Below are 23638 nucleotides of genomic sequence, written 5' to 3'. Positions count from 1 at the left end.
CGCTCTTTAATTGTTAAAGAAATCAGTTTTCGATGGTATTAACTTTTGCAGTGAAGTTCCCTTTGGCCAGCTTAATATGGACTTGCTGGTCGGTTTCCAATTCTGCACTATCGCGAATTGCGCGATTTTCTGAATCCAGAACAATGGCGTAGCCTCGCTGCAATACTGCCAGGGGACTGATGTTTTGTAGTAATTGGGCCCCGTGGGAGAGTTTGTCACTGCCGCGCTGTAATATCAGTTGCATCGCACGCTCCAGGTTTCCCTTGAGTTGGATTAACTGCTTTCGACTATTGTCGAGTCGGCGTGTCGGTAGGTTGTGGGCAAAAGCTCTGGAGGCGGAATCCAATTGGGATTTGCGACTTTGGATTTGCTGTTGGCAAGCTGCTACCAGGCGCATCTCCAAATGATCCAGGCGTTGGGCTTGGTTGAGGAGCTGCTCCTTGGGGTGGCGCAAACGGTTGCGTCGCAATTGAACCTGTTGAGATAAATGCTTCAGTCGGTTGTCCATGGCGCGGTGCAATCTGCGCTGGACCTGGTCAAGCCGCTGTAAAATTTCTGCAGCATTGGCGCTGGCTATTTCCGCCGCGGCAGAAGGGGTGGGGGCGCGCAGGTCTGCGGCTAAATCTGCAATAGTCGTATCGGTTTCGTGGCCGACTGCAGAAATAGTGGGAATAGGGCTTGCGGCCAGTGCGCGGGCGACAATTTCTTCATTAAAAGACCACAGGTCTTCCAGGGAGCCTCCGCCGCGACCGACAATTAATAAATCGTGGCGACCACTGCGGCCGGCTTTTTCAATCGCTGCCGCGATTTGCTGAGCGGCACCCTGACCTTGAACGGCTACGGGCCAGATTTCAATTTGTGCAGAAGGGTGTCTCCTGCCCAATACGTGAATCATATCCCGTATTGCCGCGCCTGTCGGCGAAGTGACAATGCCGATATTGGTTGGCAAAAACGGAAGAGAGCGCTTTCTGCTTGTTTCGAACAGGCCTTCGGCATTCAGTTTTGCTTTGAGCTGTTCCAGCTGGCGCATCAGGGCGCCAAAGCCGGCCTCCTCCATATGCTCAACGATTAGCTGAAATTCTCCGCGCCCTTCGTACAGGCTCACCCTGGCCCGGATTAAAACCTCGAGACCATTTTGCGGCCGAAAGGCGACACTGCGATTGCGACCGCGAAACATGGCGCAGCGCACCTGGGCCCGCGCATCTTTAAGGCTAAAATACCAGTGTCCGGAGCTGGGCATGGAAAAATTGGAAATCTCCCCACTGATCCATAGAAGGGGCACACTGCTTTCCAGAAGATGTTTAACTTCCCGATTCAGGTCACTTACCGACAGCACGCTGCGCTTGGCATTTTGACTAGGGGGAATTGTCTGCATCGGTGAATCTCGTCGCGCGTATTGGGCGGAGCAATATTGCAGTATCGCCCTTATAGGTAAAGAGCTTTACTGTACAAATCCGTTTTTCTGCAAATTGATGTTTGCGCTTTGGGCGCGTAGAGGTATAATCGCGCCGATACCCAATCCCGCCTATTCGAGGTTTGAGTGTCAACAATGTCTGAATCCAATCTGCGCATCGCGCGCGAAGCCCTCACTTTTGACGACGTCCTACTTGTGCCCGGATATTCCGAGGTCACGGCCAAGGATGTGAGTTTAAAAACCCAACTCTCCCGCAACATTACCCTGAACATCCCCATTGTGTCCGCTGCTATGGATACGGTGACGGAAGCTCGCCTGGCCATTGCGTTGGCCCAGGAAGGGGGTATCGGCATTATTCACAAGAGTATGTCGATAGAAGAGCAAGCTCTTGCCGTTCGCGCGGTGAAGAAGTTTGAAGCCGGTGTTGTAAAAGACCCTATTACTATTGAGTCCGATGCCACTGTGCGCGAGTTGATCGCGCTGACCAGTCACCACAATATTTCCGGTGTGCCGGTAATGGATCGTGGCGATTTGGTAGGTATCGTTACCAGCCGCGACGTTCGCTTCTTAACTGATCTCGACGTCAGTGTCGCCAGCATTATGACGCCGAAAGAGCGTCTGGTGACGGCCCACGAAGATGCGAGCCCCGACGAAGTACGCGAACTGCTGCATAAACACCGTATCGAAAAGGTACTGGTGGTTAACGACAACTTTGAGTTGCGCGGCCTGATCACTGTTAAAGACTTTAACAAAGCAGAGCAGTACCCGAACTCCTGTAAGGATTCCGACGGTCGCCTGCGTGTGGGCGCGTCTGTGGGCACCAGCCCGGACACCGATGATCGCGTAGCCGCATTGGTAGAGGCCGGCGTTGATGTGCTGGTAGTAGATACCGCCCACGGTCACTCCCGCAACGTGATTGAGCGCGTGCGCCGCATTAAGGAAATGCACCCCCAGGTGGATGTGATCGGTGGCAACATCGCTACGGCTGACGCAGCGCGTGCACTGGTTGAGGCCGGTGCGGATGCAGTCAAAGTGGGTATCGGCCCCGGTTCTATCTGTACCACCCGCATCGTAACGGGTATCGGTGTACCCCAGGTGACGGCAATTGCAGAGGTTGCCACAGCCCTTAAAGAATTTGGTGTGCCCATGATCGCCGACGGTGGTATCCGTTACTCCGGCGATATCTCCAAGGCAATTGTTGCCGGCGCCTCATCAGTTATGATGGGTTCCATGTTCGCCGGTACCGAAGAGGCGCCGGGCGAAGTTGAGCTCTATCAGGGCCGTACTTACAAGTCCTATCGTGGGATGGGTTCTCTCGGTGCTATGTCTCGCACCCAGGGTTCTTCCGATCGCTATTTCCAGGATGCGAGCAAGGGCGCTGAAAAACTGGTACCGGAAGGTATCGAAGGTCGAGTGCCTTATAAAGGTCCGCTGTCAGCCATTGTTCATCAGATGATGGGTGGTTTGCGTTCAGCCATGGGTTACACCGGCAGTGTCGATATCGAGACCATGCGCACTCGTCCAGAGTTTGTCCGGGTCACGGCAGCCGGTATGGGTGAGTCCCATGTCCACGACGTTCAAATTACCAAAGAAGCCCCCAACTACCCAGTGGGCCGACGCTAAGCCTTCGACCTTCTCCAGGTGAAAAAAATTTAGATGGAACAAGCAGCAAACGGACCTTCAAGGTCCGTTTGCCGTTATTTAATCCAGTTATCGAGTAAGTCATGAGCCAAGATATCCATTCCAGTCGAATACTCATTCTCGACTTCGGGTCCCAGTACACACAATTGATTGCCCGCCGTGTTCGCGAGCTGGGCGTATTTTCTGAAATTCGCGCTTTCGATATGACCGAAGAGGAAATTCGTGAGTATCAGCCCAAGGGCATTATTCTCGCCGGTGGCCCCGAGTCGGTACCGGAAGAGGGCTCCCCGCGCGCGCCGGAAGCGGTTTATAAACTGGGCGTGCCGGTACTGGGCATTTGCTATGGCATGCAGACCATGGCTCATCAGCTTGGAGGCACCGTACAGGGCAGCGATATTCGCGAATTTGGCTATGCCCAGGTAAAAGTTGAAGGCCAATCCAACCTGTTGAGCGATATCAAAGATCATATCGCTGATGATGGCAGTTCCTTACTGGATGTTTGGATGAGTCACGGCGACAAGGTAGTGGCGATGCCAGAGGGCTTTGAGCTGCTGGCTTCCACCGATTCCTGTCCAATTGCCGGTATGTACAACGCTGAGAAGAATTTCTTCGGTGTACAGTTCCACCCGGAAGTGACTCATACCCTGCAAGGCATGCGTATTTATGAGCACTTCGTGATTGATATTTGCGGGTGTGAGAAGCTCTGGACTCCCGCGAACATTATTGAAGACTCTATTGCTAAAGTCCGCGATCAGGTGGGCGAGGGCAAGGTGCTGCTCGGTTTATCCGGTGGTGTCGACAGCTCTGTGGTAGCCGCTTTGCTGCACAAGGCTATTGGCGATCAGCTGACCTGCGTATTTGTAGATAATGGTCTCCTGCGTAAAAACGAAGGCGACCAGGTAATGCAGATGTTCGCCGACAATATGGGCGTCCGCGTTATCCGTTCTGATGCGGAAGAGGATTTCCTTGGGCGCCTCCAAGGTGAAAAAGACCCTGAGGCCAAGCGCAAAATCATTGGTAATACCTTTATTGAGATTTTTGATCGCGAAGCTTCCAAGTTACAGGACGTGAAATTCCTGGCTCAGGGCACTATCTACCCAGACGTTATTGAGTCCGCCGCCGCAAAAACCGGCAAGGCCCATGTGATTAAGTCTCACCACAATGTGGGCGGCTTACCGGAGGATATGCAGTTTGAGCTGGTAGAGCCCCTGCGTGAACTGTTCAAAGACGAGGTTCGTAAGATCGGCCTGGAGCTGGGCCTGCCTTACGATATGGTTTACCGCCACCCCTTCCCGGGACCGGGTCTGGGCGTGCGGATTCTTGGTGAGGTAAAGCGGGAGTATGCCGATATTCTGCGAGAGGCAGATGCGATCTTTATCGAGGAGCTGCACAACGCCGATTGGTATCACAAGACCAGCCAGGCCTTTGCCGTATTCCTTCCGGTAAAATCTGTGGGTGTTGTCGGTGATGGCCGTCGATATGAATACGTGGTTGCTCTTCGCGCGGTAGAGACTGTGGACTTTATGACAGCGCGTTGGGCGCATCTCCCCTATGAGCTGATTGAGAAGGTTTCGAACCGCATTATCAATGAGATAGAGCACATCTCTCGTGTGGTCTACGACGTTTCCAGCAAGCCTCCCGCGACAATTGAGTGGGAGTAACTGCAGAATCAAGAGGGGGGTGCTTAGCACCCCTTTCTTTTTTTGTTTTGGGCTTCGCGTCTCATTTTCCACAGCGGCCCCTTCTCTCTATTCGATCTTTAATTGGTACGGATTGTCGCTAAACGCTCAGCTAAGACTTCGCTAACTCGTTGATTTTTTGAGCGTTTCCCGGGTTGTTTATTTTTTCTTCATATTGTCACAAAGACCAAATGGCGGGCCTTTGCGGCCTACTACTCTAAGTTAGTCACAGAGATATCCACAGAATCTGTGGGTAGTGGATAATCCTGGTTAGATTGGGATTGAACTCGTGGGATAAGTTGAGGGAGTGGGAGGCGGGCACCTCCCATAGGGGCAGAGTTAGATTTCTCGACGGAAGCTAATTAGTGCGGCCGTGACCGCTACATTCAAGCTTTCCACATCGTTTTGCATGGGGATACGCACCAGTTCATTGCACTGAGCTGCGACGGCATCGCTAACACCGTGGGTTTCATTGCCCAGCACAAAAATTGTGAAGACGTTACTGGAGACCTCTTTCAAGGTGGTCCGGGCGTGGGATGACAGCCCACAAACCTGAGCCCCCGCTTCGCGAAACTCCCCCAGGGTGGCTGCCAATTTGTCACAGCGCAAAATCTGGGTTTTAAACAGTGTGCCTGTGCTGGCTTTGATAACCAGGGGGTCTATCTGTGCACAGCCTTTCTTTGGCAGGATGATTCCATCAATGCCGCCGGCACAGGCTGAGCGAATAATCATGCCCAGGTTTTGAGGGTTGGTTATGCCATCCAGGGCCAGAAGTTCATAGGTGTTTTTGTGCTCTGGGGCTGCAACCTTCTGTAAAAAGTCCTCCGCTCTGCCGTAGTGGGGCAGGGCCAGGTCGAGGGCTACACCTTGGTCCTGACGGGAATTCTTCGAAATCCGGGACAGGCCCTTGCGATCCCAGTAAGCAATTTCAATCTGACGCTCTTCCGCCAGGGTTTCTATTCGCTGGATTAGCTGGTCGCGCCGGTTGCTGCTGGCCAGATGTAATTTATGGACGGGTACAGATAAATCCTCGAGAGCCTCGAGTACAGGCTTGCGCCCATAAATTGTCAGGAGGCTATCGAAGAAGGCTTTTTTTTCCAGGTATTCGGAGGAGTCTTTCACCGCGTTGGCTCACTCAGCAGTTCGATCAATCTGGCTGCGCTCTCAGGTGAGAGCGAGCCGCGCCGCGCCAACTCTACACAGGCGAGGCCCAGATGGCGATAGCAAAGTGCCAGTTGGCTATCTACTGAAGCTAGGCTTTCCACCTGGGCGCCAACGGTTTCCACATCCCCCCTGGCAATGGGACCTGTCAGCGACCTCTCTGGTCCCAGCTCCAAATTGTTTTGCAGAGTCTGTGAAACAATCGGCGCCAACAGGCGAAGGGCACTGTCCCGCTCTATGCCGGCGGCTGAAAAGCTTTGTAAACTCAGGTCCATTAGGGTGGTGAGGTAGTTGGAGGCGATCACTGACCCAGCGTGGTACAGAGACTTGTTAAGGGGATCAATAGCCAGTGTTTCACAGCCAATGGCTGCAAAAGCCACAGAAATAACCTCTACTGCATGGCTATCCCCTTCGACAGCGACACTGGTTTTGGCAAATGTTTGCAGCGAGGTTTCCGGTTCGGCAAAACTGTGAACCGGGTGAGCGCTGGCAATCAGGGCGGGTCTCAAGGGGGCTAGTTCTTTAGAGCTGAGAGCGCCACTGCAGTGGAATATAATAGTGCGCTCGTCGACCAGCCCGCTATCGGCAAGTTTCTGCGCAAATATAGCGATTTCACTATCGATACAGCCAATCAGCCATAGGTCTGCTGAAGGCATTGCCGAGAGGGAATCGACAGCATTGCCTGCACCGATAAATCGACAGGCACTTTGTCCACTTTCGAGGCTGCGGTTATAAATTGACTGTATCCCAAATACACCGCTCTCCTGCCACAGCCGCCCCAGGGTTTTTCCAAGGCGGCCCGCGCCAATAATATTGAGGCTTTGCATCAGCTACCAGCGAGGCAGTCGACGTAGGCGTTAACGGCATTCTCCAGGCCCATGCTGATAGCATCGACAGTAAAGGCGTGGCCTATGGAGACTTCCTGCAAGCCCGGTAATGTGCGATAGCGCGGTAGGTTAACCAGGTTGAGGTCATGGCCGGCATTAATCCCCAGTCCCAGCTGATGTGCGTGCTCAGCGGCGGCACAGTGGGCAGAGAAAATTGTTTCCAGCTCTGGGCTCTGTTTGGTTACGGCTTCGGCATAGGGGCCGGTGTAGAGCTCAATACGGTCAGCCCCGACCTGTTTGGCCAGGCTGATTTGGTCCAGGTCTGGATCCATAAACAGGCTGACACGTATTCCGGCATTTTTAAGTTGATCAATTATCGGAACTAATCGATCTCCATCTTGTTTGAGGTCAAAGCCGTGATCAGACGTGAGCTGATCACTGGTGTCGGGAACCAAAGTGCATTGGTCTGGTTTGGTTTCCAAAACCAGTGGTATTAGGCCGGGGTAGTCCCCCAGGGGAGCGGCGAAGGGGTTGCCTTCAACGTTGAACTCTATGTTTTTGCGGCTGGCGCAGAGTTCTGCCAGGTCGCGCACGTCGCCGGGGCGAATATGTCGTTGGTCTGGACGGGGGTGTACGGTCAAACCTTGGGCCCCGGCGTCGAGGCAAGTGCGCCCGTGGGCGATTACGTCGGGAAAGTTGCCCTCGCGGGAGTTGCGGATTAAGGCAATTTTATTGAGGTTTACGCTGAGAGCGATCAATGCTTATTCTCCCTTGCTGTGTTCAGCGACTGTGTTGTCGCTGGCTGTAATTCGTTTTGCGGAAAGAATCCGAATCGGAGTATTGGGAGCCTCTGGGTGCCTGCGATAAAGGCCTCGGGGTTCCCGCTCAATTTTTTCTATGATATCCATTCCCTCGATAACCTTGCCAAAAACTGCGTAGCCAGGCTTATCCTCGCTGGCATCCAGGCGGGTGTTATCGACCAAGTTAATAAAAAACTGGGACGTGGCACTATCGGGATCATTTGTGCGTGCCATGGAGAGAGTGCCACGCAGGTTTTGGAGTCCGTTAGCTGACTCGTTGGCGATAGCCTCGCGAGTTTCTTTTCTTTGGAAATCAAAAGTGAAACCACCGGCTTGGACGACAAATCCAGGCACAACACGGTGAAAGATAATTCCATCGTAGAAGCCGCTATCGGTATAAGCGAGGAAGTTCTCTACGGTGACTGGTGCTTGCTTGGCATATAGCTCGATACGAATAACCCCAAGATCAGTTTCTAGTTTCACCTGAGGGTTTTGGGCAAATAGCGGAAGGCTGAATAGAGTACAGAAAAGAAAAATAACTAATTTACGCATCATCCGTGTCCTTTGAGTGTCCGGGGGTAATCGGTTTACTACTGTGCCAGCGAATGGTTATAGGTAGAGAGAAAGTATTTGAATATCGCTGCCTGAGGGATGCTTTTCAGCATTCCCACAGGCGTATAGTAAGCGATTTTGGTTGTAGCGAGGGAGATCAGTTGGCCCATTCGGAATTGCGTTTGCGCGGGCGCACATGGGGGGCAATCATCGCCAGAATAGCGCCTAATACAACGGATAGGGCACCGTACACTTGCCACTTGCGGGCATCGCTACCGGACAGGCGCTGAATTTCCGCCTCCGCCATGCTTTTTTCCTGTTTCAGCAACTCGTACTGATGCAGGAGCTTTTGGTGGCGATCGTTGAGCGAAATTGCGTCGGCAGAAAGGGACTTCAGGCTCTTGAGTTCGGCGGCCAATTCCTGGCTCTGCTGCTGGGCAGAAGTCAGGGCGCTATTCAATTCGCCGTTTTCTGTCTCCAACCGGCGAACTTCTCCCCCCAGGTTGCCTTCCATTTTTTCAAAGCGGGCCAAGTTGGCTTCTGCGGTTGCCAGCTTTAGTTTTGCCACGGGCTCACTGACAAGGTATTGGCGTCTGATCCAGCCCTCAGTGCCGTTGGGGGTGCGCACTTTTGCCCAGCCGTCCGAGGCGGCATCTTCGAGCAGGGCCAGTTCGGTACCGCTGGCCAGGCCGCGGTGCAGAATCCGGAATTCATTGCCTTTGCCGGAGCGCATGGGCACGTGAAGTTGGTCGGTAATATAGCGGGTCTCCGCTGCAAGTGCCGCTGGTGCTGAGTTCAACAGCGCTACAGCGAGCACACCGGACAGTAATTTCTTCATTGTGATGCAGCTTGTTAGTTAGAGTTTTTATCAGGGCAGTACAAGCTTGTAGGGCTTGACTGTAACCGATGCATAGACGCCTGCTTCGATATAGGGGTCACTGTCAGCCCAGGCTTTGGCCTCTTCCAAAGAGGGGAACTCAGCAATTACCAGGCTACCGGTAAAGCCGGCTTCACCGGGCTCTTCACTGTCGATGCTGGGATTTGGGCCGGCGGCCAGGAGACGGCCTTCATCTTTTAGAAGGTTGAGTCGGGCCAAATGACCGGCGCGGGCTTTTTTGCGTAAAGGGAGACTATCGCTAACATCTTCACTGATGATTGCGTACCACATTGTTTTTAATGCTCTTGTTAGTTTTTTTAAGGTGTTATTGCGCAACCATCACTTCTTCCAGTTTCAACCCGGTCAGCTTGCCGATACGGGAGAACAGGAAAAAGAGTGCACCCATCAGAATCAGGGTTGATGGGATCGCAATAACCAGATATCCATAGGCGGTCATTTCGCCAAGTTCGGTGTTATAGGCCTCGGTGCCCGGCGGGCTGGTGACGATCATTTTGGCGAGAATGTAATTCAGTGCCGAGGAGAAAAAGAATGACCCGGCAACGATCCATGAAGTCTGGCGCAAGGTGCGGTCGAAGGCTGGCTGGTTACCATTGGCCTGTAATGACTCGGCGATCTTTGTCGTATTCAGGATTTGATCGTTGTAAAGCAGGGTTTTGACCAGCGGCCAGCGGGTATAAACGGATAGTGCCGTTGCAACACCCAGTAGGCCAGGGATTGCAGCTTCCTTAATCGCAATATACTGCGGGTCCAGCTTGAGCAAGCTGATGCCGCCAGTGAGCAGGATGCCAATAAACCCGAGGGCTGAGAAGAAATTGACCTTGCCTAGGCGCAGCAGGTCGCGAAGGCCATAACCCAGTGGGAAGGCCAGGGCCACTATCAATGCCCAGGTTGGGCCCAACCAGTCATCCCCGGAAAGTTTGGTCAGTATCAATGTCGGAATAATGACATTGAAGGCGATATTGCTGAGAAACCCTTCCTTTTTAGGCTTCTCGGGAGATGTCGTGGTCGAATTCGTTTCGGTCATACTCAATTCCGGTGATAATGCCCGCTGGAAACTGATGGGGCTGATAGCCCGTTCAATTTCCCCGCTGACAAAACTACTGTCAGACTTCGGCCCTGGCGAGCCACCTGTAAGTGACTGCTAGTTCGGGCCTTATCCCTGAAAACGCCGAGTGCCGCATAGACAGCGCAATAGGGCGATTGTTCCTGAAAAGACGGATATGGCGATCTTTTTCATCGTCGAACTGAGTGAGAGCCTGTTGTTGAAGACCCTTTCAGCCGATTTGAATACAGACCTGGTAGATCTGCACTGCCACAGTACCGCGTCTGACGGTATTTTAAGTCCTGCGCAGCTGGTGTCGAGAGCGAAATCCCAAGGTGTGACGATGCTCGCCCTGACCGACCACGATACGGTGGATGGTGTGCCTGAGGCTCAACAGGAAGGTGACTGTTTGGGCGTAGATGTAGTTGCGGGGATTGAGTTCTCCAGTCTTTGGGGGCGCAGACCCGTACATATTGTAGGCCTGAACATCAATCCCGAATCGGGGCCTCTGCAAGAAGCCATTCAGCTGCGTGAGCAGTTGCGCGAGGAACGGGCAGAGCGTATCGCGGAGAAGCTGGAAAAGCGTGGTTTTAGCGGTGCCTTGGAGGGTGGGCGTGCCCTGGCGGGCGACTCGGTACTGGGTAGGCCCCATTTCGCACGATGGCTGGTGGAAGCTGGGCATATAGACGATACCGGTAAGGCGTTTAAGCGTTACCTGGGGGCTGGCAAAGTAGGAGATGTGAGAGTTGAGTGGCCCCAGTTGAGTGAGACCATCGCCACTATTCACAGTGCTGGTGGTTATGCGGTATTAGCCCACCCGCTTAAGTACGGATTGACGCGCACCCAGTTATTGCGACTGCTGGGAGCTTTTCTTGAAGAAAATGGGGATGCGGTAGAGCTGCTGTGCGGTCGGCAAAACCCGACACAGACCCGAGAGTTAAAGAAATTGTTACTCTCGGCTGCGGAAGCAGCGGGCAAGTCGATGCCATATTGCTCTCTTGGCAGCGATTTTCACCAGCCGGAGCAGCCCTGGCGTGAATTGGGTTGTGTCAGGTTGCCCGCAGACGTCGAGCCGGTGTGGAATCTGTGGCACACTCTGCACCGGGAACAGCGGGGTCACGTTTCGCTGCCCTGATTCCGGCTTGTGAATTGGGGGCCATCGCCCGGCTTTAAGCCTGGTGGATGGCAGTGAGGTATTTTCAATCGGTAAGGCTTTTGGGGGGCTTTGTGGCGCAGTTTTTTCAGATTCATCCGGATAATCCTCAAGGCCGCCTGATCACTCAGGCAGCAGAGATCGTCGCCCAAGGGGGCGTTATTGTTTTTCCCACCGATTCAGCTTACGCCATAGGCTGTCGACTGGGAGAGAAGCTGGCGGTTGAGCGCATTCGAGGAGTGCGCCAGCTGGACAAGCAGCACAACTTCACATTGATGTGCCGAGACCTATCGGAGCTGGCGACCTATGCCAAGGTCGACAACCAGATGTTTAGGCTGTTAAAGAATCATACGCCGGGTTCCTATACCTTTATTATGCCGGCGACCGCCGAGGTGCCGCGCAGGTTAATTCATCCGAAGCGCAAGACCATCGGTATTCGCGTGCCGGATAATCCCATCGCCCTGGCCCTGATTGAAGAATTGGGCGAGCCGTTGATGAGCTGTAGCCTGATTATGCCCGGCGAAGAACAGCCCCTAACCGAACCTTACGATATCCGCGATACCCTGGAGCACCAGGTGGAATTGGTTATCGATGGCGGTTTCTGCGGGTTGGAGCCCACCACCGTGATCGACCTGACGGGGGATGAGCCCCAACTGATTCGTCAGGGATGTGGGGCAACTGACGAAATACTCGGCTGAAAGCTGCGGCGCCGTGTATAATCGCGCGTTTGCACGATTGAGGGTGGGGCAGGGTGTCCAGTGATGAGTTACTAGCAGAGGTCGAGGAGCAAGTGCTGGCCGAGGTTGCGGCGAGCGATGATGAAGCTCCTGCCCAGGCTGGCGATGCGGAATCGCAGGGCCAGGACTCGGATGAGGATTCCCCCCTGGCTTTGGTGCAGGGCGAAATCTTTAACGACCTCCCGCAGGATCTCTTTATTCCACCAGATGCTTTGGAAGTTGTTCTGGAGGCTTTCGAGGGGCCTCTGGATCTCCTGCTATACCTGATTCGCCGCCAAAACCTGGATATTCTCGAGATCAACGTCTCCGACATTACCCATCAATATATGGCGTATGTGGAGATGATGACGGCAATTCGCTTTGACTTGGCCGCCGAGTATCTGGTCATGGCCGCTATGTTGGCGGAAATAAAGTCGCGGATGTTGTTGCCGCGACCGCCTGAAGCGGAGGAGGAAGAGGGCGAGGACCCCCGGGCGGCTCTGATTCGCCGGTTGCAGGAGTATGAGCGTTTCAAAACTGCGGCTGAGGATCTCGATGAAATCCCCCGTGTTGGCCGGGATGTCCATCAGGCCAATGCAGAGGCTCCCGATCGCAGTATCACACGCCCCGACCCTGAAATTGACTTGAAAGAAGTCCTGGTCGCCCTGGCTGATGTGCTGCGGCGTGCGGATATGTTTGAGAGCCACCAGGTTGAGCGGGAGAAGTTGTCCACCCGCGAGCGTATGACCCAGGTGCTGGATAAGATCCGCCACGGCCAGTTTGTGCCCTTTGTCAGCCTGTTTACCGTTGAGGAGGGTCGCCTCGGTGTCGTAGTGACCTTCCTGGCAGTGATGGAGCTGGTAAAAGAGTCACTGGTGGAGCTGGTGCAAAATGAAGCTTTTGGCCCGATCCACGTGCGTGCTCGCGCTGCTACCCACAGCAGTGAAAGCGAAGACGGTACTGACAGCGAGCTTGAGGATCAGACTCTCGAAGAGGTTGAAGATCCAGAGGACGCTGTAGAGGCCTCGGATAAAGCGTCGGAAATGTATTCGAGTTAGAAAATAGAAGATGACAATCGCCCCCGAATTACTGCGCAAAATCGTCGAAGGCGCCCTGTTGGCCGCTGGCCAGCCTCTCAGTGAAGAAAAACTGTTGTCTTTGCTGGAGGAGGAAGAGCAACCCTCCAAGACTACCCTGAGAGATGTGCTTGAAGAAATCGCCCAGAGTTGTGCTGACCGAGGGTTTGAACTGAAGAAAGTCGCGAGTGGTTGGCGTTTTCAAGTGCCGGAAGAGCTGGCCCCATGGGTGAATCGGCTGTGGGAGGAAAAGGCGCAACGGTATTCCCGTGCTACCTTGGAGACCCTCGCCATTATCGCTTATCGACAGCCGGTAACCCGTGGTGATATCGAGGATATCCGCGGTGTTGCGGTGAGTTCGCATATTGTTAAAACCCTGCTGGAGCGCGGTTGGATTAAAGTTGTGGGGCAGCGGGACGTGCCCGGTAAGCCGTCTCTCTACGCAACAACCCGGGAGTTTCTCGATTATTTTAATTTGAGCACCCTGGATGATTTGCCGACTCTGGCGGAGATCCGCGATATCGAGAGTCTGAACCAGATTCTGGAGCAGGAAGGTTTGCCTCCAGAGCCGGTTCCCGAGGAGGGAGAGTCCGAGGTGGACAATGGTGCTTTGGAAGATTCTGAGTCAGAGCAAGACACCGAGGCAGAACCCTCTACTGAAGCCCCTGCGGCTGAACACGAAGATATAGACGATGCCCTGGTGGAGGCTTTGGCTGAGGAAGTTGCTGCTGAAGCATCAGGCGCCGAGACCGAGACCGAGACCGAGACCGAGTCTGAGCCCGGAGTAGTCGCCGAAGCAGTGCCCGCCGAGACGGATGCAGAGGAAGATCCAGTGGAAACTGCGGCAGCAGAGATCCAGTGGGAAATGGAGCAGGAAGACTCTGAAGATGATTTGGAGTTGGATATAGATGTTGATCTTAGTGAAGAGAGTGAACTTCACAGTGATGAGGAAAGCAGCGCTGAATCGCCGCAAGCAGAAGAAGAGAGCGAGGACTCTCTAACGGCAACGTTACCACCCAGCAGTATGTTTGCCGAAGACGACACAGCTGAAGAGGTCGCCGAGGAGTCGGTGGAGGCAAATGCTGATGTCGATGAAGATTCCAAAGAAGTAGTACAAGTGGAAAGCACCACCCCATGAGTGATGGTACCCCGCCAGCAGGCGAGAAATTACAGAAAGTATTAGCGCGCGCCGGCCTCGGTTCGCGCCGTGAAATGGAGCGCGCAATTGATGCGGGCCGCGTAACCGTAAATGGAAAAGTGGCTGAGCTTGGCGAGCGCGTAACTGACGCGGATCATATCGAGTTTGATGGTAGCCGACTGCCTTCGGCAGAGCAGAATCGCTGCCGGGTAATACTCTACAACAAACCGGTTGGAGAAATATGCTCCCGCCACGACCCGGAAGGCCGCCCGACAGTCTACGATCGCCTGCCGAGACTGAAAACCGGCCGCTGGATTTCTGTTGGGCGCCTGGATTTCAATACCAGTGGTTTGCTGCTGTTTACCAATAGCGGAGAGCTGGCCAATAAATTAATGCATCCCTCCTCGGTAATCGACCGCGAATACTTGGTTCGAATCCAAGGTGATGTGGATGAGGAAATGAGGCGGCGTCTGCTCAAGGGCGTGTTGTTGGATGATGGGTCGGCGCGCTTTACCGACATCGTAGAGAGTGGTGGTGAAGGTAAAAACCGCTGGTTCTACTGCGTAGTGATGGAGGGCCGCAACCGCGAGGTGCGTCGTCTGTGGGAGTCCCAGGGAGTTAGAGTTAGCCGCTTGAAGCGTGTGCGCTACGGCAGCGTCTTTATTCCCTCCCATGTGCGCGTCGGGCAGTGGATTGAGATGGAGCCCCGCGAGATTGATGACCTCTGCGTAACGGCAGGAATGCCGAAACTGGGCCAGCGCCCATTGACACAGGGTGAGAAACAAAATCTGGAGCGCCAGCGCAGGAAGTTGCGCAAGTCGCCAGCACCGGCTGCTCGGCGCAATCGACCGAAGTCGGTTTAAACAGAAAAGGCCCGCAAATTGCGGGCTTTTTTGTATTTCAGTAATCGCTACTGTTAATTGCTGAGTGTTACTGCTGGTTCTCCGGTGTTTCTCCAGCTTCCTCTTCATTCTGGTCTCGCAGTTCATTGGGGACACCCTGAGGGCCGTCACCCATTGCATCATCCATATCGGACGGAATATCTGAAACTGAATCGGTGGAGGTTCCGTCGGAGGTGCTATTTTCAGGTGCTGTTTCAACCAGGTTTTTTAGTTTTTCCAACCCTTGTTCATAAGACTCTCCCACCATTTTTTTCACTGCAAGGCCCATCCAGCGTTCTCTGGGGCCGCCGCCGGTATCGCTGTGGAAGTTCCAGGTAAGAAGGGTGCCGCCATCCTTTGGTTCCAGCTGGAATTCTGCCGTGGCCTGGCTGCCATCACCAAAATCCAGCTTGGTGGCGACTACAGAATCTCGCTTGCTGGCGAAGATAGTTTGACTGCCGCTTCCGGCTTTGGAGTTTTCGCCGCGCCAAGTCATTTTGGCGCCGACGCCTTCCTGGGGACCGCTGTACTCATAGAGTACCGAGGGGTCGATATGGCGCCATGGGGACCACTCGTTGAATTTGTGGAAATTATTAACGTAGGGGAAAACCACTTGTGGCGGTTTGTTGATAAATACGCTGCGATGAACAGTGACTTCGCGTGGGAATAAATATCCCGCGAGCACGAGAATTACCAGGGCAATAAGAATATAAATAATCCAGCGCATAGCGGGTTCCTTTGCTATTTGCGGGTGCAAGGAAGCAACCGCCAGAAAACTCTGGCGGTAGAGATGCTTATATTAGCTGCTGCGATGCTTAATCGTCGGCAATATGTAGCAGGGGGAGCTTAATCTCAACACACAGGCCCGCATCCCGGCTGTTTTTGGCGCTGATGCTTCCCTGGTGATGCAGGATGGTGCGCTGGGCGATTGCGAGTCCCAGTCCAAAGCCACCACTTTCCCGGGTGCGTGCACTATCTGTGCGATAGAAGGGGCGGAAAATAGCCTCCAATTCCTCATCTGCCACGCCGGAACCTGAGTCAATGACTGAGATGGTGCAGGAATCTGAAGATTCTTTAATCGACACCTTGACCCGGCCGTGCTCGGGGCTGTACTTGATTGCGTTGCGCAGGATGTTCTCCAGGGCAGCGGTCAGGGAGCTGCCCCGGGTTGCGACAAGGAGCTCTTCCCCTTCGGAGCGAATTTCAAAGGATAGCTCTTTGTCAGCAGCTTCGCTGTGGAGGTCTTCCGCCAGGGCGCTTATCAGGGCATTAACTTCCACTACGTCATCCAGGGGACGCTGCTCCTGGCTGCTAATAGGAAGTGATAGCACGTCGGCAATAATATCTTCCAGGTAATCCGCAGCCTTGCCGATTTTATCCAGTTCTGTATCGAGCCCGTTTATTTGCTTTTGGCGGGCGATGGCCAGTGCCACTTGCAGGCGTGCTAGTGGCGAGCGCAGTTCGTGAGAGACATCCTTGATCAGGCGGCGCTGCTCGGACATCGACTCCTGAAGCTGGGCAGTCATGGAGTCGAAGTCCAGGGCCAGGTCAGTCAGTTCATCATTCCGGGACTTCAGGGATGGAGTCACGCGGTAGTCCAGTTCGCCGGCAGCCACGCGCTTGGTGGCGGCACTTAGCTGTTCCAGTGGACGGCTCAGGTAGCGGGCCAACCAGTAGCAGGCTAGGCCCGAGGCAATCATGGAGAGCAGCAACATCGGCCAGAAATTGCGCCATAAGAAACGCAGCAATAGGCCTTCTTTGCTATCTCCAGCAACGACGACGATACGCAGGGGGTCTCCGGTGCGCAGCGGCAGGAAGAAGCCTACAGTGGGCTTGTTATTTACCAGTTTGTGAGCTTCGCGATTGCGGTAATCAAGACTGTCGATCAACGAGCCCATATTTGATGGCACTTCGCGACCGAGGATGTCGTTGCCTTGTTGATCAACCGCATAAACCCGCCGTTTGACTTTTTTGGGGGCTTTCTCGAGCCAGTGCTGGAACTGTTCGGGACCGTGACGGCGGGCGATTCGCATATTTCGCATGACCTCGCGAAATAGGGCGGGGCCCTCCCAGCGTTCCTCTTGTCGGGGATCGCCGAATTCACCGAAGTGGGTAATGTAAATGGCGGCTACAACCATCACCATGGCGGTGATCCAGGCCCCAAAGAACATTTTCCAGAAGAGACTGCGCATCGTGGAAAACCTACTGCTTGCTCTGGGTGAGCATGTATCCGGCACCTCGGATATTGATAATTAGGTCGCGGCTGGCACCTTTATCCGCGAGCTTCTTGCGAATGTTACTGACATGGACATCAATGGAGCGGTCGTAGGGCATCAGCTTACGGCCAAGGGCACTTTCAGTGAGAACCTCTTTGCCAACCACTTCGCCGGCATGCTGAACCAGTACCTTGAGCACGGCGAACTCTGCGCCAGTCAGAGCCAAAGCCTGATCGTTCCAATAACCCTGATGCTCTGCAGGCAGTAGTCGAATCTGGCCGCTGCTAAGAGTGTCGTCGCTCTCTTCAGCTTCGACTCGGCCGCGGCGGAGTACTGCGCGCAGTCGGGCCGCCAATTCCCTGGGATTGCAGGGTTTGGGCAGGTAGTCGTCGGCACCCATTTCCAGGCCGACGATACGATCCACAGTGTCCCCCTTTGCAGTAAGCATCAAAACCGGTAGGGAGCGGCTTGCTGCTGACGCCTCCTCCCTAAGTTTGCGCAGTACTTCAAAGCCATTGTGAACGGGCAGCATGACGTCCAGAACCAGAGCGTCAAAGCTCTCGCTCTGGGCGAGCTCTAGTCCCCGGCCACCATCATTGGCTGCGGTTACCTGAAAACCCTCTCCGGTAAGGTACTCCCTTAGCAAGTCGGTGAGTTCGGTGTCATCGTCGATTAAAAGGATGCGGCTCATGGCGTTCTCTCAGTTTCTGTGTGGCCATTATATGCAAAGCGCTGGCGCTGGTTACCGCTGGCGATAGGGCTTTTTACCGTTCTTAACAAATGTTTACCGGTGTTTTCCCCCGTTTACACAAGCTGGGCTTACTATGTAGTCACTGAACGCGAACATGAGGACGTAGGAATGAAACACTGGAAACAAGCAATGGGAAGCTTGGCCTTGGTAGGTGTTCTGGTTGCCCCTGCGGCACTTGCTTTCGGCGGTGGTGAAGGTGGTCAGGGGCGTGGATTTGAATATATGGTCCGCCAGCTTGAGTTGACCGAAGGCCAGCAGGCACAGTTAAAGGCCAACCGGGAGAGCAACCGCGAGGCGAGAATGGCACAGCGCGAGCAAATGATCGAGCTGCGCAAGGAATTAAATGCGGCGATTGAGTCGGGCGCTGACCAGGCGACACTGGATCAATTGGGCGAAGAGCTAGGCAAGCTAAAGCTTCAGGAGATGCAGAACCGCAACGAAATGAAAGAACAGTTTAAGGCCATTCTGACTGATGAGCAGAAGGCCAAGCTAGAGCAGCTAAAGAGTGAGCGCAAAGCGCGCCAAATGAAACGGCGCGATGAAAGCTCTGCAAGCCAGGATTCAGAGTCCTAGGCCCCCCAACCAAAGACTCCTTGTGCGATCCGCTGGGTGCACCCTTTCCCAAGGCCCAGCAGGTTCATAACCCTTAGCCCCCGCTGCCCCGGGGGCATTTTTCTTTATTCCTGCCGAAACCTGATCAGATAGGTAACTTGCTGAGCCCGGTTATTGCTGGGAGAATACGCCGCCTTGTAATTTAGTATGTAGCGGCCCGGACTGGGCGGAGAGGGTTGACTGTGAGTAAAATCGGCTTGTTCTATGGCAGTGATGAGGGTAATACCGAGTCTGTAGCTTTGCGCATCCGCGCCCGCCTTGGCGAAGACAATGTAGACCTGTTTGATATTGCCGATGTCACCCAGTTGGATATTGCTAATTATCAGTATCTTATCTTTGGAATCCCTACCTGGGACTTTGGTCAGATTCAATCTGACTGGGAAGAGTTCTGGGAGGATGTGCAGGAAATCGATTTTAGCGGAAAGACCGTCGCTTTATTTGGCCTGGGAGACCAATTTGGGTACGGCGACTATTTCTTGGATGCGATGGGCATGCTCCACGATGTTATTGTGGAAAAAGGAGCCACTATAGTCGGTCACTGGTCCACTGAAGGCTACGAGTATGAAGCCTCAAAAGCTGAAGTCGAAGGTGGAGCAAAGTTTGTCGGTCTGGCTATTGATGAAGACCAGCAGGAAGAGCTGACTACAGAGCGGCTGAATCGCTGGTGTCAGCAAATAGCTGAAGAGCTTGCGCTTGACAGTGATGTTCTTGAGCTGGATGACTGATTCGTTATGAAAAGCTCCCTGTTGTTCAGTGAGTTTTGGCCCTGGCTGGCAGAGCATACAAATTGCATCGTCAGGGCCGGAAGTAGTGATTCGGTAGTATACGATGATGATGACTACCACTGGCGCTTCACCGCTGAAGATGCCCGTACCAAGTTGGTTCAGGTAATGCGCGGTAAACGACCCGTCGCCGAGCTGTTTATTGAGCCTGAACATATAGCCGCTGTGCGTATTTCTCCCGGGGAGCGGGGAGAGTACAACTTTGACCTGGTAGCAGAAGTCCAGGGGCGCGAGCAGGTTGTTTATTACTTTGTTCTGACTCACTCAACGGAAAATGTGGATACGAAACAAAATCCCTCCTCAGCCGCTCTCCATTAAAAACTTTTCGATATTGTGGAAGTTATACTGGTCAGCCCTGTATAACTTCCGGATTAAATTTCTAATTTAAATTCTACCCCTCTCTTTTATTTCCCTTCACAACCATTAATTTGAAAGTTTTTTTACAGTCGGTGCATTTTGTAAGCTGTATTTATTATAAAAAGCGCTTGTTGTGAGTTCTTAACAAAGGTTTACCACAGTTATCCCCCGTTTACACGGCGCCCACTTACTATGTACTTACTGAATGCAAACGAGAGGGTTGAACGATGAAAAACTGGAAAACTGTAGTAGGTAGTTTGGCTTTGGCTGGCGTTGTAGCAGTACCAGCCGTTGGCATGGCATGTGATGGTAAAGGACGTATGGAAGGTCGCGGCCATGGACCAGAAAAAATTGCTAAAGAGCTGGACCTGACGGAAGCTCAAAAGGATCAACTGAAGGAGCTTCGCGAGTCCAACCGCGAAGGAAAAATAGCTAAGCGCGAAGAAATGCACAAAGCGTATGAAGAGTTGCGTGAAGCAATTCGTTCCGGTGCCGATCAGCAAACACTGGCAAGCCTGGGGGCGGAGATTGGCAAGCTGGAAGTCGCTAAAATGCAGAGCCGCAACCAGATGCGTACTCAATTTGAGTCTGTATTAACAGATGAACAGCTCGCCAAGCTGGAAACCCTGAAGGCTGAAAAAAAGGATCGTCATATGAAGAAGTGGAAGGCGTATCGCGATCATGGTTGAGTGTAGAGGTAATTAATCACGTCCATTTATTGCAGTGCTAGCACCTAATGATATAACGCTTACATCGCAATAAAGAGCTTCTATTATATTTATTGGGTTCCTGTCAGTGGTTCATGTAGCAACAGGCTCGTCGTCGAAGATAGATGAATTTTTAGGGGCGGGCATGCATTGAAATTGAATTGGCTCAGGCTTAATTTTATAAACAATGGTAAATCAGGTTGTAATCTTTACTTGGAGCCACCCTTTAAGCTAGTGACTCATTGAGTTATGCCCCCCCCTCAGTCAAAGTGTATTTTGATTGAGGGGGGGTATTATAAAATCTCAGGAGTATTTAGAGTCTACCCTTTGTGACCTCTTGAAGGAGTTGAATATTCTCACAAAGCCATATTTTGATTGTAAGCCTTCCTGAAGGCCTGAGCCATTAAAAATCAGTAGATAAATAAAGAGCCTAAATTAGGGATGTCGTTGTTTTTCTTGTAGCCACCAGTGCCGGTAGTATTACTATCTTCACCTGGAGCGCCCACTACAAGGGTATTTCCATCTGTACTGAGGCTTACAGGGTAACTGAATTCATCTTGTAGAACTTACTTTGATATAACTCTCTTTTCTCCACGTGGTATTTGAGCGTGTAAATATATAATCTGCTCCAGAACCTCGGGTGCTATCATCTAGCTGATCGCCATTAATACCACTGGCATAGCTGTCTTCTCCGAGAGCCCCGACTGCAAGATTATCCCCATTTCCGCTGAGGTTGATGGAGTAACTAAATATGTCGCCTCTATTGCTATAGCTTAGCTCTGTATTGTGGGGTTTTAGGTAGGACTGCTGAGTCCATTTACTATTTTCCTGTGTAAAGATATACCGCTCCGGTGTAATCGGAAGCATTATTGTTTGCCTGGTCGTCATTAACTCCTGTTGCAAAGTTGCGTTCGCCAATAGCTCCTAAGGCGAGTGTAGAGGCATCACTGCTGAGATGTATGAAAGAGCCAAATAAATCGTATTTATCACCATTGCTGGCTTTAAGGTAAGATTGCTGATTCCAAGTGTTCTCTGAGCGGGTGAATACATATACAGTACCGGATCCAAAGTAGTCATTGTTAGTTTGATCGCCATTGATGCCTGTGCTGCTGCTATCTTCATTGTGGGCACCAACTGCAAGCGTTTTGCCGTCGCCGCTAAGGCTAACGGAGTAGCCAAACGCATCATCGAGATCACTGTTACTAGATTTTATATAAACCTGTTGAGTCCATAAATTAGTTGTGCGGGTATATAAATATACGGCACCAAAGCTGAAAAAAATAAAACAGCTATTCCTTTGATTTCTATTGGTTCCAGTAGAACTGCTATTTTCTTCATGGGCACCGATTGTGAGTCTGCTGCCATCATTACTTAAACTAATAGAGTGGCCAAAATACCCCCTTGTCAGCATTGCTGGCTTTGAGAACAGCCTGCTCTATCCAGTTAATATTCGTTCGGGTAAAGATATAAACTGTTCCGGAGGGGTAGATGTTTCAGTTCGAAGTAATTCACCTGGAACTCCGATGGCAAGAGTATTCCTGTCGCCGCTAAGAGCTATCGAGGCTCCAAAGTACTCACCTTCGCCAGTTAAGTAACCAATACTGTCAATAAGTGGATCGTTAATGGGGAGAGTGTCTGAATCAGAGCCCCCATTGTGGTTACAGAAATGTTGTTTGGCAGAAAAGGTTTAAGTTGGATAGGTTAAAAGATCGGGAGTCTGTCTGTTAATTTGGTGCTAATTATGCGTTATATTATAAGCGGGCGATTAGGAGGTGGAAGATTCACATAATTGGTGCAGAGATATTATTTACCTATTGCTGCCTAATTTTCGCAGTCTAATTTTTACCGGTAATACCAATCAAGAATCTGAGGTGCCTTTATTATCAATGGACCGAATTTTGCTGAAATACTATGGATGATTCCAGAAGTGTGGGGCGTAGGGGTATCAAGGTTATTGATTTTTAGTGTTTGGCAGAATGTAAAGTAAAATTGGCCTGGTAGGCGATCCAACTACGAATGCCGCAGCCACTAAAGCTCAGATTGTAGTTGATTTCTTCAGTTGTGTGCCATCTTACACAGGCTGCTATTGGATTCGGTGAATGTACACTTAAGGACGGCAGAGTGTAGGAGCTTGCTCGCCAATATTAGCACCATGAAAGCTATTTGGCTTCTATTCTGTGCATTGGTTATTTAAAAGCGGTTTGAGAGAAATGTAAAATAATTAATTAAAAATTTTCCTAATTACCACTTATGCTAAGCCAATTTTTAGCAACCTTTCTGGCATCGGTGGTGTCCGAAGAGAGACGTAAATCAATCTTGGAATGAGTGCCGACAAATCAAACCTCCGATTAAAGCGATATTGAAATTCTGCCAAATAGCGCTGTGCATATTTCGGCCTAATAGCATGGTAAGTGCTACGTAGCGCACTCTTTAAATTACCAAGTACTGTATTTACCCAATAGAACTCAGGCTCTTCAACAGAAGCTCGGCCACCACCACAAACAATTTTGTCATGTACACAACCGGCCTCCTTAATGGCATTGAAGCATGGAAGACCATCTGAGATGACTGTGCTGCCACTGCAAAGGTACTTTTTACTCCAGGTTGAAATTTCACTGCTTTTGAAGCCCTTGATAATTGAGAGCTTAATACGGGTTGGGCGTCCCTCCTTGGTTGTTTCAACGGCCGCCACAAAGGGAGTTTTACCCTTGGCTCCGCGCCCGGGCTTGCATCCAGTACGCTCACCACCGAGATAGGCATCATCTAGTTCAATAAAACCGGACAGTTTGTATCGTTGGTCTCGCTCCATCATCACTTGCATGAGTTTCTGCTTCATACGCCATGCTGCGTTGTAAGAGATACCTAGATGTCGAGATAGCTCCATAGAGGAAATGCCCTTCTTATCCTGAGTAATCAGGAAAATACCGAGAAACCAGGTGGTGAGGGGGAGCTTCGTGGAGTCAAAAATTGTACGAGAGGTAATCGATGTCTGACGCCGACAATGGTTACATTGCTTAAGCTTGCGATAAGCGAGGTCGCAATGCTTGTCATGCCCGCAGTGAGGACAACTAAAGCCATTGGGCCAACGCCACTGCGACAGTGCATCGAAGCACTGTTCCTCGCTGCCGTACATTTTGAGGAATTGGGTCAAACTAATACCCTTCTGAAACTGTACCTTGTTGCGAGCCATGGCGTATTCCCTTGCAGATCAACGAGATAGCTGTATTTATATACA

24 protein-coding genes and 1 pseudogene are annotated in these 23638 nt (G+C 52.1%); 11 read left to right on the top strand and 14 right to left on the bottom strand.

The genetic code is table 11. The features are described from left to right. Window positions 1-22: 22 nt before the first annotated feature. Window positions 23-1375: an exodeoxyribonuclease VII large subunit gene (gene xseA, locus ACJJIQ_RS13495; protein ID WP_445362164.1), complete on the bottom strand. Its 1353-nt coding sequence runs from the start codon at window positions 1373-1375 to the stop codon at window positions 23-25. 174 nt (window positions 1376-1549) lie between these two features. Between xseA and guaB the strand changes: the two genes are divergently transcribed. Further along, window positions 1550-3037 carry an IMP dehydrogenase gene (gene guaB / locus ACJJIQ_RS13490; RefSeq protein ID WP_282933710.1) on the top strand — a complete coding sequence of 496 codons (1488 nt, stop codon included), beginning with the start codon at window positions 1550-1552 and terminating at the stop codon, window positions 3035-3037. A gap of 101 nt (window positions 3038-3138) precedes the next feature. Beyond that, the gene (gene guaA, locus ACJJIQ_RS13485) at window positions 3139-4716 is read left to right on the top strand and encodes a glutamine-hydrolyzing GMP synthase (protein WP_445362163.1); all 1578 of its coding nucleotides are present in this window, start codon (window positions 3139-3141) and stop codon (window positions 4714-4716) included. A 357-nt stretch (window positions 4717-5073) separates the two neighbouring features. Here the strand turns inward: guaA and rlmB are convergent, their stop codons facing one another. The 7 genes from rlmB to ACJJIQ_RS13450 form a co-directional block, all read right to left on the bottom strand. Further along, window positions 5074-5856, bottom strand: coding sequence for a 23S rRNA (guanosine(2251)-2'-O)-methyltransferase RlmB (gene rlmB, locus ACJJIQ_RS13480; protein WP_445362162.1), 783 nt, complete (start codon window positions 5854-5856; stop codon window positions 5074-5076). Continuing rightward, a complete protein-coding gene (locus ACJJIQ_RS13475) occupies window positions 5853-6722 on the bottom strand; it encodes a Rossmann-like and DUF2520 domain-containing protein (RefSeq protein ID WP_444907624.1) in 870 nt (289 codons plus the stop codon). The genes rlmB and ACJJIQ_RS13475 overlap by 4 nt, the downstream gene beginning before the upstream one ends. After that, a complete protein-coding gene (locus ACJJIQ_RS13470; protein ID WP_444907625.1) occupies window positions 6722-7480 on the bottom strand; it encodes a pyridoxine 5'-phosphate synthase in 759 nt (252 codons plus the stop codon). The genes ACJJIQ_RS13475 and ACJJIQ_RS13470 overlap by 1 nt, the downstream gene beginning before the upstream one ends. A gap of 3 nt (window positions 7481-7483) precedes the next feature. Then, window positions 7484-8077, bottom strand: a complete 594-nt coding sequence (locus tag ACJJIQ_RS13465; RefSeq protein ID WP_444907626.1) for a peptidylprolyl isomerase — start codon at window positions 8075-8077, stop codon at window positions 7484-7486. Window positions 8078-8231: 154 nt separating this feature from the next. Next, on the bottom strand, window positions 8232-8912 hold the full coding sequence (locus ACJJIQ_RS13460; RefSeq protein ID WP_282933705.1) for a TIGR04211 family SH3 domain-containing protein: 681 nt from the start codon (window positions 8910-8912) through the stop codon (window positions 8232-8234). 30 nt (window positions 8913-8942) lie between these two features. Beyond that, window positions 8943-9242, bottom strand: coding sequence for a YciI family protein (locus ACJJIQ_RS13455; RefSeq protein ID WP_108734042.1), 300 nt, complete (start codon window positions 9240-9242; stop codon window positions 8943-8945). Window positions 9243-9276: 34 nt separating this feature from the next. Beyond that, window positions 9277-9996: a VC0807 family protein gene (locus ACJJIQ_RS13450; protein ID WP_282933704.1), complete on the bottom strand. Its 720-nt coding sequence runs from the start codon at window positions 9994-9996 to the stop codon at window positions 9277-9279. Window positions 9997-10192: 196 nt separating this feature from the next. Here ACJJIQ_RS13450 and ACJJIQ_RS13445 point away from each other — a divergent pair, with 196 nt between their 5' ends. From ACJJIQ_RS13445 to rluB, 5 genes are all read left to right on the top strand, one after another. Further along, window positions 10193-11149 carry a PHP domain-containing protein gene (locus tag ACJJIQ_RS13445; protein WP_445355947.1) on the top strand — a complete coding sequence of 319 codons (957 nt, stop codon included), beginning with the start codon at window positions 10193-10195 and terminating at the stop codon, window positions 11147-11149. Window positions 11150-11241: 92 nt separating this feature from the next. After that, window positions 11242-11865 (top strand): L-threonylcarbamoyladenylate synthase, encoded by a 624-nt coding sequence (locus tag ACJJIQ_RS13440; protein ID WP_282933701.1) that lies wholly within the window; start codon window positions 11242-11244, stop codon window positions 11863-11865. 53 nt (window positions 11866-11918) lie between these two features. Then, the gene (locus ACJJIQ_RS13435) at window positions 11919-12941 is read left to right on the top strand and encodes a segregation and condensation protein A (protein ID WP_445362161.1); all 1023 of its coding nucleotides are present in this window, start codon (window positions 11919-11921) and stop codon (window positions 12939-12941) included. A gap of 10 nt (window positions 12942-12951) precedes the next feature. Next, window positions 12952-14097, top strand: coding sequence for an SMC-Scp complex subunit ScpB (scpB, locus tag ACJJIQ_RS13430; protein ID WP_445362160.1), 1146 nt, complete (start codon window positions 12952-12954; stop codon window positions 14095-14097). Then, entirely contained in the window at window positions 14094-14960 is an 867-nt protein-coding gene (gene rluB / locus ACJJIQ_RS13425) for a 23S rRNA pseudouridine(2605) synthase RluB (protein ID WP_445362159.1), read from the top strand. Before scpB ends, rluB begins: the two co-directional genes overlap by 4 nt. A 67-nt stretch (window positions 14961-15027) precedes the next feature. Here the strand turns inward: rluB and ACJJIQ_RS13420 are convergent, their stop codons facing one another. From ACJJIQ_RS13420 to ACJJIQ_RS13410, 3 genes are all read right to left on the bottom strand, one after another. Continuing rightward, window positions 15028-15705, bottom strand: coding sequence for an SRPBCC family protein (locus ACJJIQ_RS13420; protein WP_445362158.1), 678 nt, complete (start codon window positions 15703-15705; stop codon window positions 15028-15030). An 88-nt stretch (window positions 15706-15793) separates the two neighbouring features. Then, on the bottom strand, window positions 15794-17170 hold the full coding sequence (locus tag ACJJIQ_RS13415; protein WP_445362157.1) for an ATP-binding protein: 1377 nt from the start codon (window positions 17168-17170) through the stop codon (window positions 15794-15796). A gap of 10 nt (window positions 17171-17180) precedes the next feature. Next, a complete protein-coding gene (locus tag ACJJIQ_RS13410) occupies window positions 17181-17885 on the bottom strand; it encodes a response regulator (RefSeq protein ID WP_413662835.1) in 705 nt (234 codons plus the stop codon). 168 nt (window positions 17886-18053) lie between these two features. Here ACJJIQ_RS13410 and ACJJIQ_RS13405 point away from each other — a divergent pair, with 168 nt between their 5' ends. From ACJJIQ_RS13405 to ACJJIQ_RS13390, 4 genes are all read left to right on the top strand, one after another. Then, complete coding sequence (locus ACJJIQ_RS13405) at window positions 18054-18518, top strand: Spy/CpxP family protein refolding chaperone (RefSeq protein ID WP_444907633.1); 465 nt, start codon at window positions 18054-18056, stop codon at window positions 18516-18518. 221 nt (window positions 18519-18739) lie between these two features. Then, complete coding sequence (locus tag ACJJIQ_RS13400; RefSeq protein WP_445362156.1) at window positions 18740-19282, top strand: flavodoxin; 543 nt, start codon at window positions 18740-18742, stop codon at window positions 19280-19282. Between the two features lie 6 nt (window positions 19283-19288). After that, entirely contained in the window at window positions 19289-19657 is a 369-nt protein-coding gene (locus ACJJIQ_RS13395; RefSeq protein WP_445362155.1) for a hypothetical protein, read from the top strand. A gap of 266 nt (window positions 19658-19923) precedes the next feature. Then, window positions 19924-20385, top strand: coding sequence for a Spy/CpxP family protein refolding chaperone (locus ACJJIQ_RS13390; protein ID WP_444914382.1), 462 nt, complete (start codon window positions 19924-19926; stop codon window positions 20383-20385). 428 nt (window positions 20386-20813) lie between these two features. Here the strand turns inward: ACJJIQ_RS13390 and ACJJIQ_RS13385 are convergent. From ACJJIQ_RS13385 to ACJJIQ_RS13375, 3 genes and pseudogenes are all read right to left on the bottom strand, one after another. Next, window positions 20814-20921: pseudogene (locus ACJJIQ_RS13385) on the bottom strand (hypothetical protein); the annotation flags it as partial. 302 nt (window positions 20922-21223) lie between these two features. Then, window positions 21224-21814: an FG-GAP repeat protein gene (locus tag ACJJIQ_RS13380; RefSeq protein WP_445362154.1), complete on the bottom strand. Its 591-nt coding sequence runs from the start codon at window positions 21812-21814 to the stop codon at window positions 21224-21226. An 837-nt stretch (window positions 21815-22651) separates the two neighbouring features. After that, a complete protein-coding gene (locus ACJJIQ_RS13375) occupies window positions 22652-23593 on the bottom strand; it encodes an IS1595 family transposase (RefSeq protein WP_445362153.1) in 942 nt (313 codons plus the stop codon). Window positions 23594-23638: the final 45 nt, after the last annotated feature.

The sequence above is a fragment of the Microbulbifer maximicatervae (SeqCode) genome, from assembly GCF_052468295.1.
The sequence above is the reverse complement of the archived record's forward strand: the minus strand, read 5'-3'. Positions and strand labels throughout refer to the sequence as shown.

Bases quoted from the DNA above. Each gene is read 5' to 3' on its own strand.
- ACJJIQ_RS13405 (WP_444907633.1), top strand. From the start codon at position 18,054: ATGAAACACTGGAAACAAGCAATGGGAAGCTTGGCCTTGGTAGGTGTT.
- ACJJIQ_RS13410 (WP_413662835.1), bottom strand. From the start codon at position 17,885: ATGAGCCGCATCCTTTTAATCGACGATGACACCGAACTCACCGACTTG.
- ACJJIQ_RS13460 (WP_282933705.1), bottom strand. From the start codon at position 8,912: ATGAAGAAATTACTGTCCGGTGTGCTCGCTGTAGCGCTGTTGAACTCA.
- guaB (WP_282933710.1), top strand. From the start codon at position 1,550: ATGTCTGAATCCAATCTGCGCATCGCGCGCGAAGCCCTCACTTTTGAC.
- ACJJIQ_RS13445 (WP_445355947.1), top strand. From the start codon at position 10,193: ATGGCGATCTTTTTCATCGTCGAACTGAGTGAGAGCCTGTTGTTGAAG.
- ACJJIQ_RS13415 (WP_445362157.1), bottom strand. From the start codon at position 17,170: ATGCGCAGTCTCTTCTGGAAAATGTTCTTTGGGGCCTGGATCACCGCC.
- ACJJIQ_RS13395 (WP_445362155.1), top strand. From the start codon at position 19,289: ATGAAAAGCTCCCTGTTGTTCAGTGAGTTTTGGCCCTGGCTGGCAGAG.
- ACJJIQ_RS13455 (WP_108734042.1), bottom strand. From the start codon at position 9,242: ATGTGGTACGCAATCATCAGTGAAGATGTTAGCGATAGTCTCCCTTTA.
- ACJJIQ_RS13450 (WP_282933704.1), bottom strand. From the start codon at position 9,996: ATGACCGAAACGAATTCGACCACGACATCTCCCGAGAAGCCTAAAAAG.
- ACJJIQ_RS13390 (WP_444914382.1), top strand. From the start codon at position 19,924: ATGAAAAACTGGAAAACTGTAGTAGGTAGTTTGGCTTTGGCTGGCGTT.
- ACJJIQ_RS13380 (WP_445362154.1), bottom strand. From the start codon at position 21,814: ATGCTGACAAGGGGGTATTTTGGCCACTCTATTAGTTTAAGTAATGAT.
- ACJJIQ_RS13375 (WP_445362153.1), bottom strand. From the start codon at position 23,593: ATGGCTCGCAACAAGGTACAGTTTCAGAAGGGTATTAGTTTGACCCAA.
- xseA (WP_445362164.1), bottom strand. From the start codon at position 1,375: ATGCAGACAATTCCCCCTAGTCAAAATGCCAAGCGCAGCGTGCTGTCG.
- guaA (WP_445362163.1), top strand. From the start codon at position 3,139: ATGAGCCAAGATATCCATTCCAGTCGAATACTCATTCTCGACTTCGGG.
- ACJJIQ_RS13420 (WP_445362158.1), bottom strand. From the start codon at position 15,705: ATGCGCTGGATTATTTATATTCTTATTGCCCTGGTAATTCTCGTGCTC.
- ACJJIQ_RS13465 (WP_444907626.1), bottom strand. From the start codon at position 8,077: ATGATGCGTAAATTAGTTATTTTTCTTTTCTGTACTCTATTCAGCCTT.
- rluB (WP_445362159.1), top strand. From the start codon at position 14,094: ATGAGTGATGGTACCCCGCCAGCAGGCGAGAAATTACAGAAAGTATTA.
- scpB (WP_445362160.1), top strand. From the start codon at position 12,952: ATGACAATCGCCCCCGAATTACTGCGCAAAATCGTCGAAGGCGCCCTG.
- ACJJIQ_RS13475 (WP_444907624.1), bottom strand. From the start codon at position 6,722: ATGCAAAGCCTCAATATTATTGGCGCGGGCCGCCTTGGAAAAACCCTG.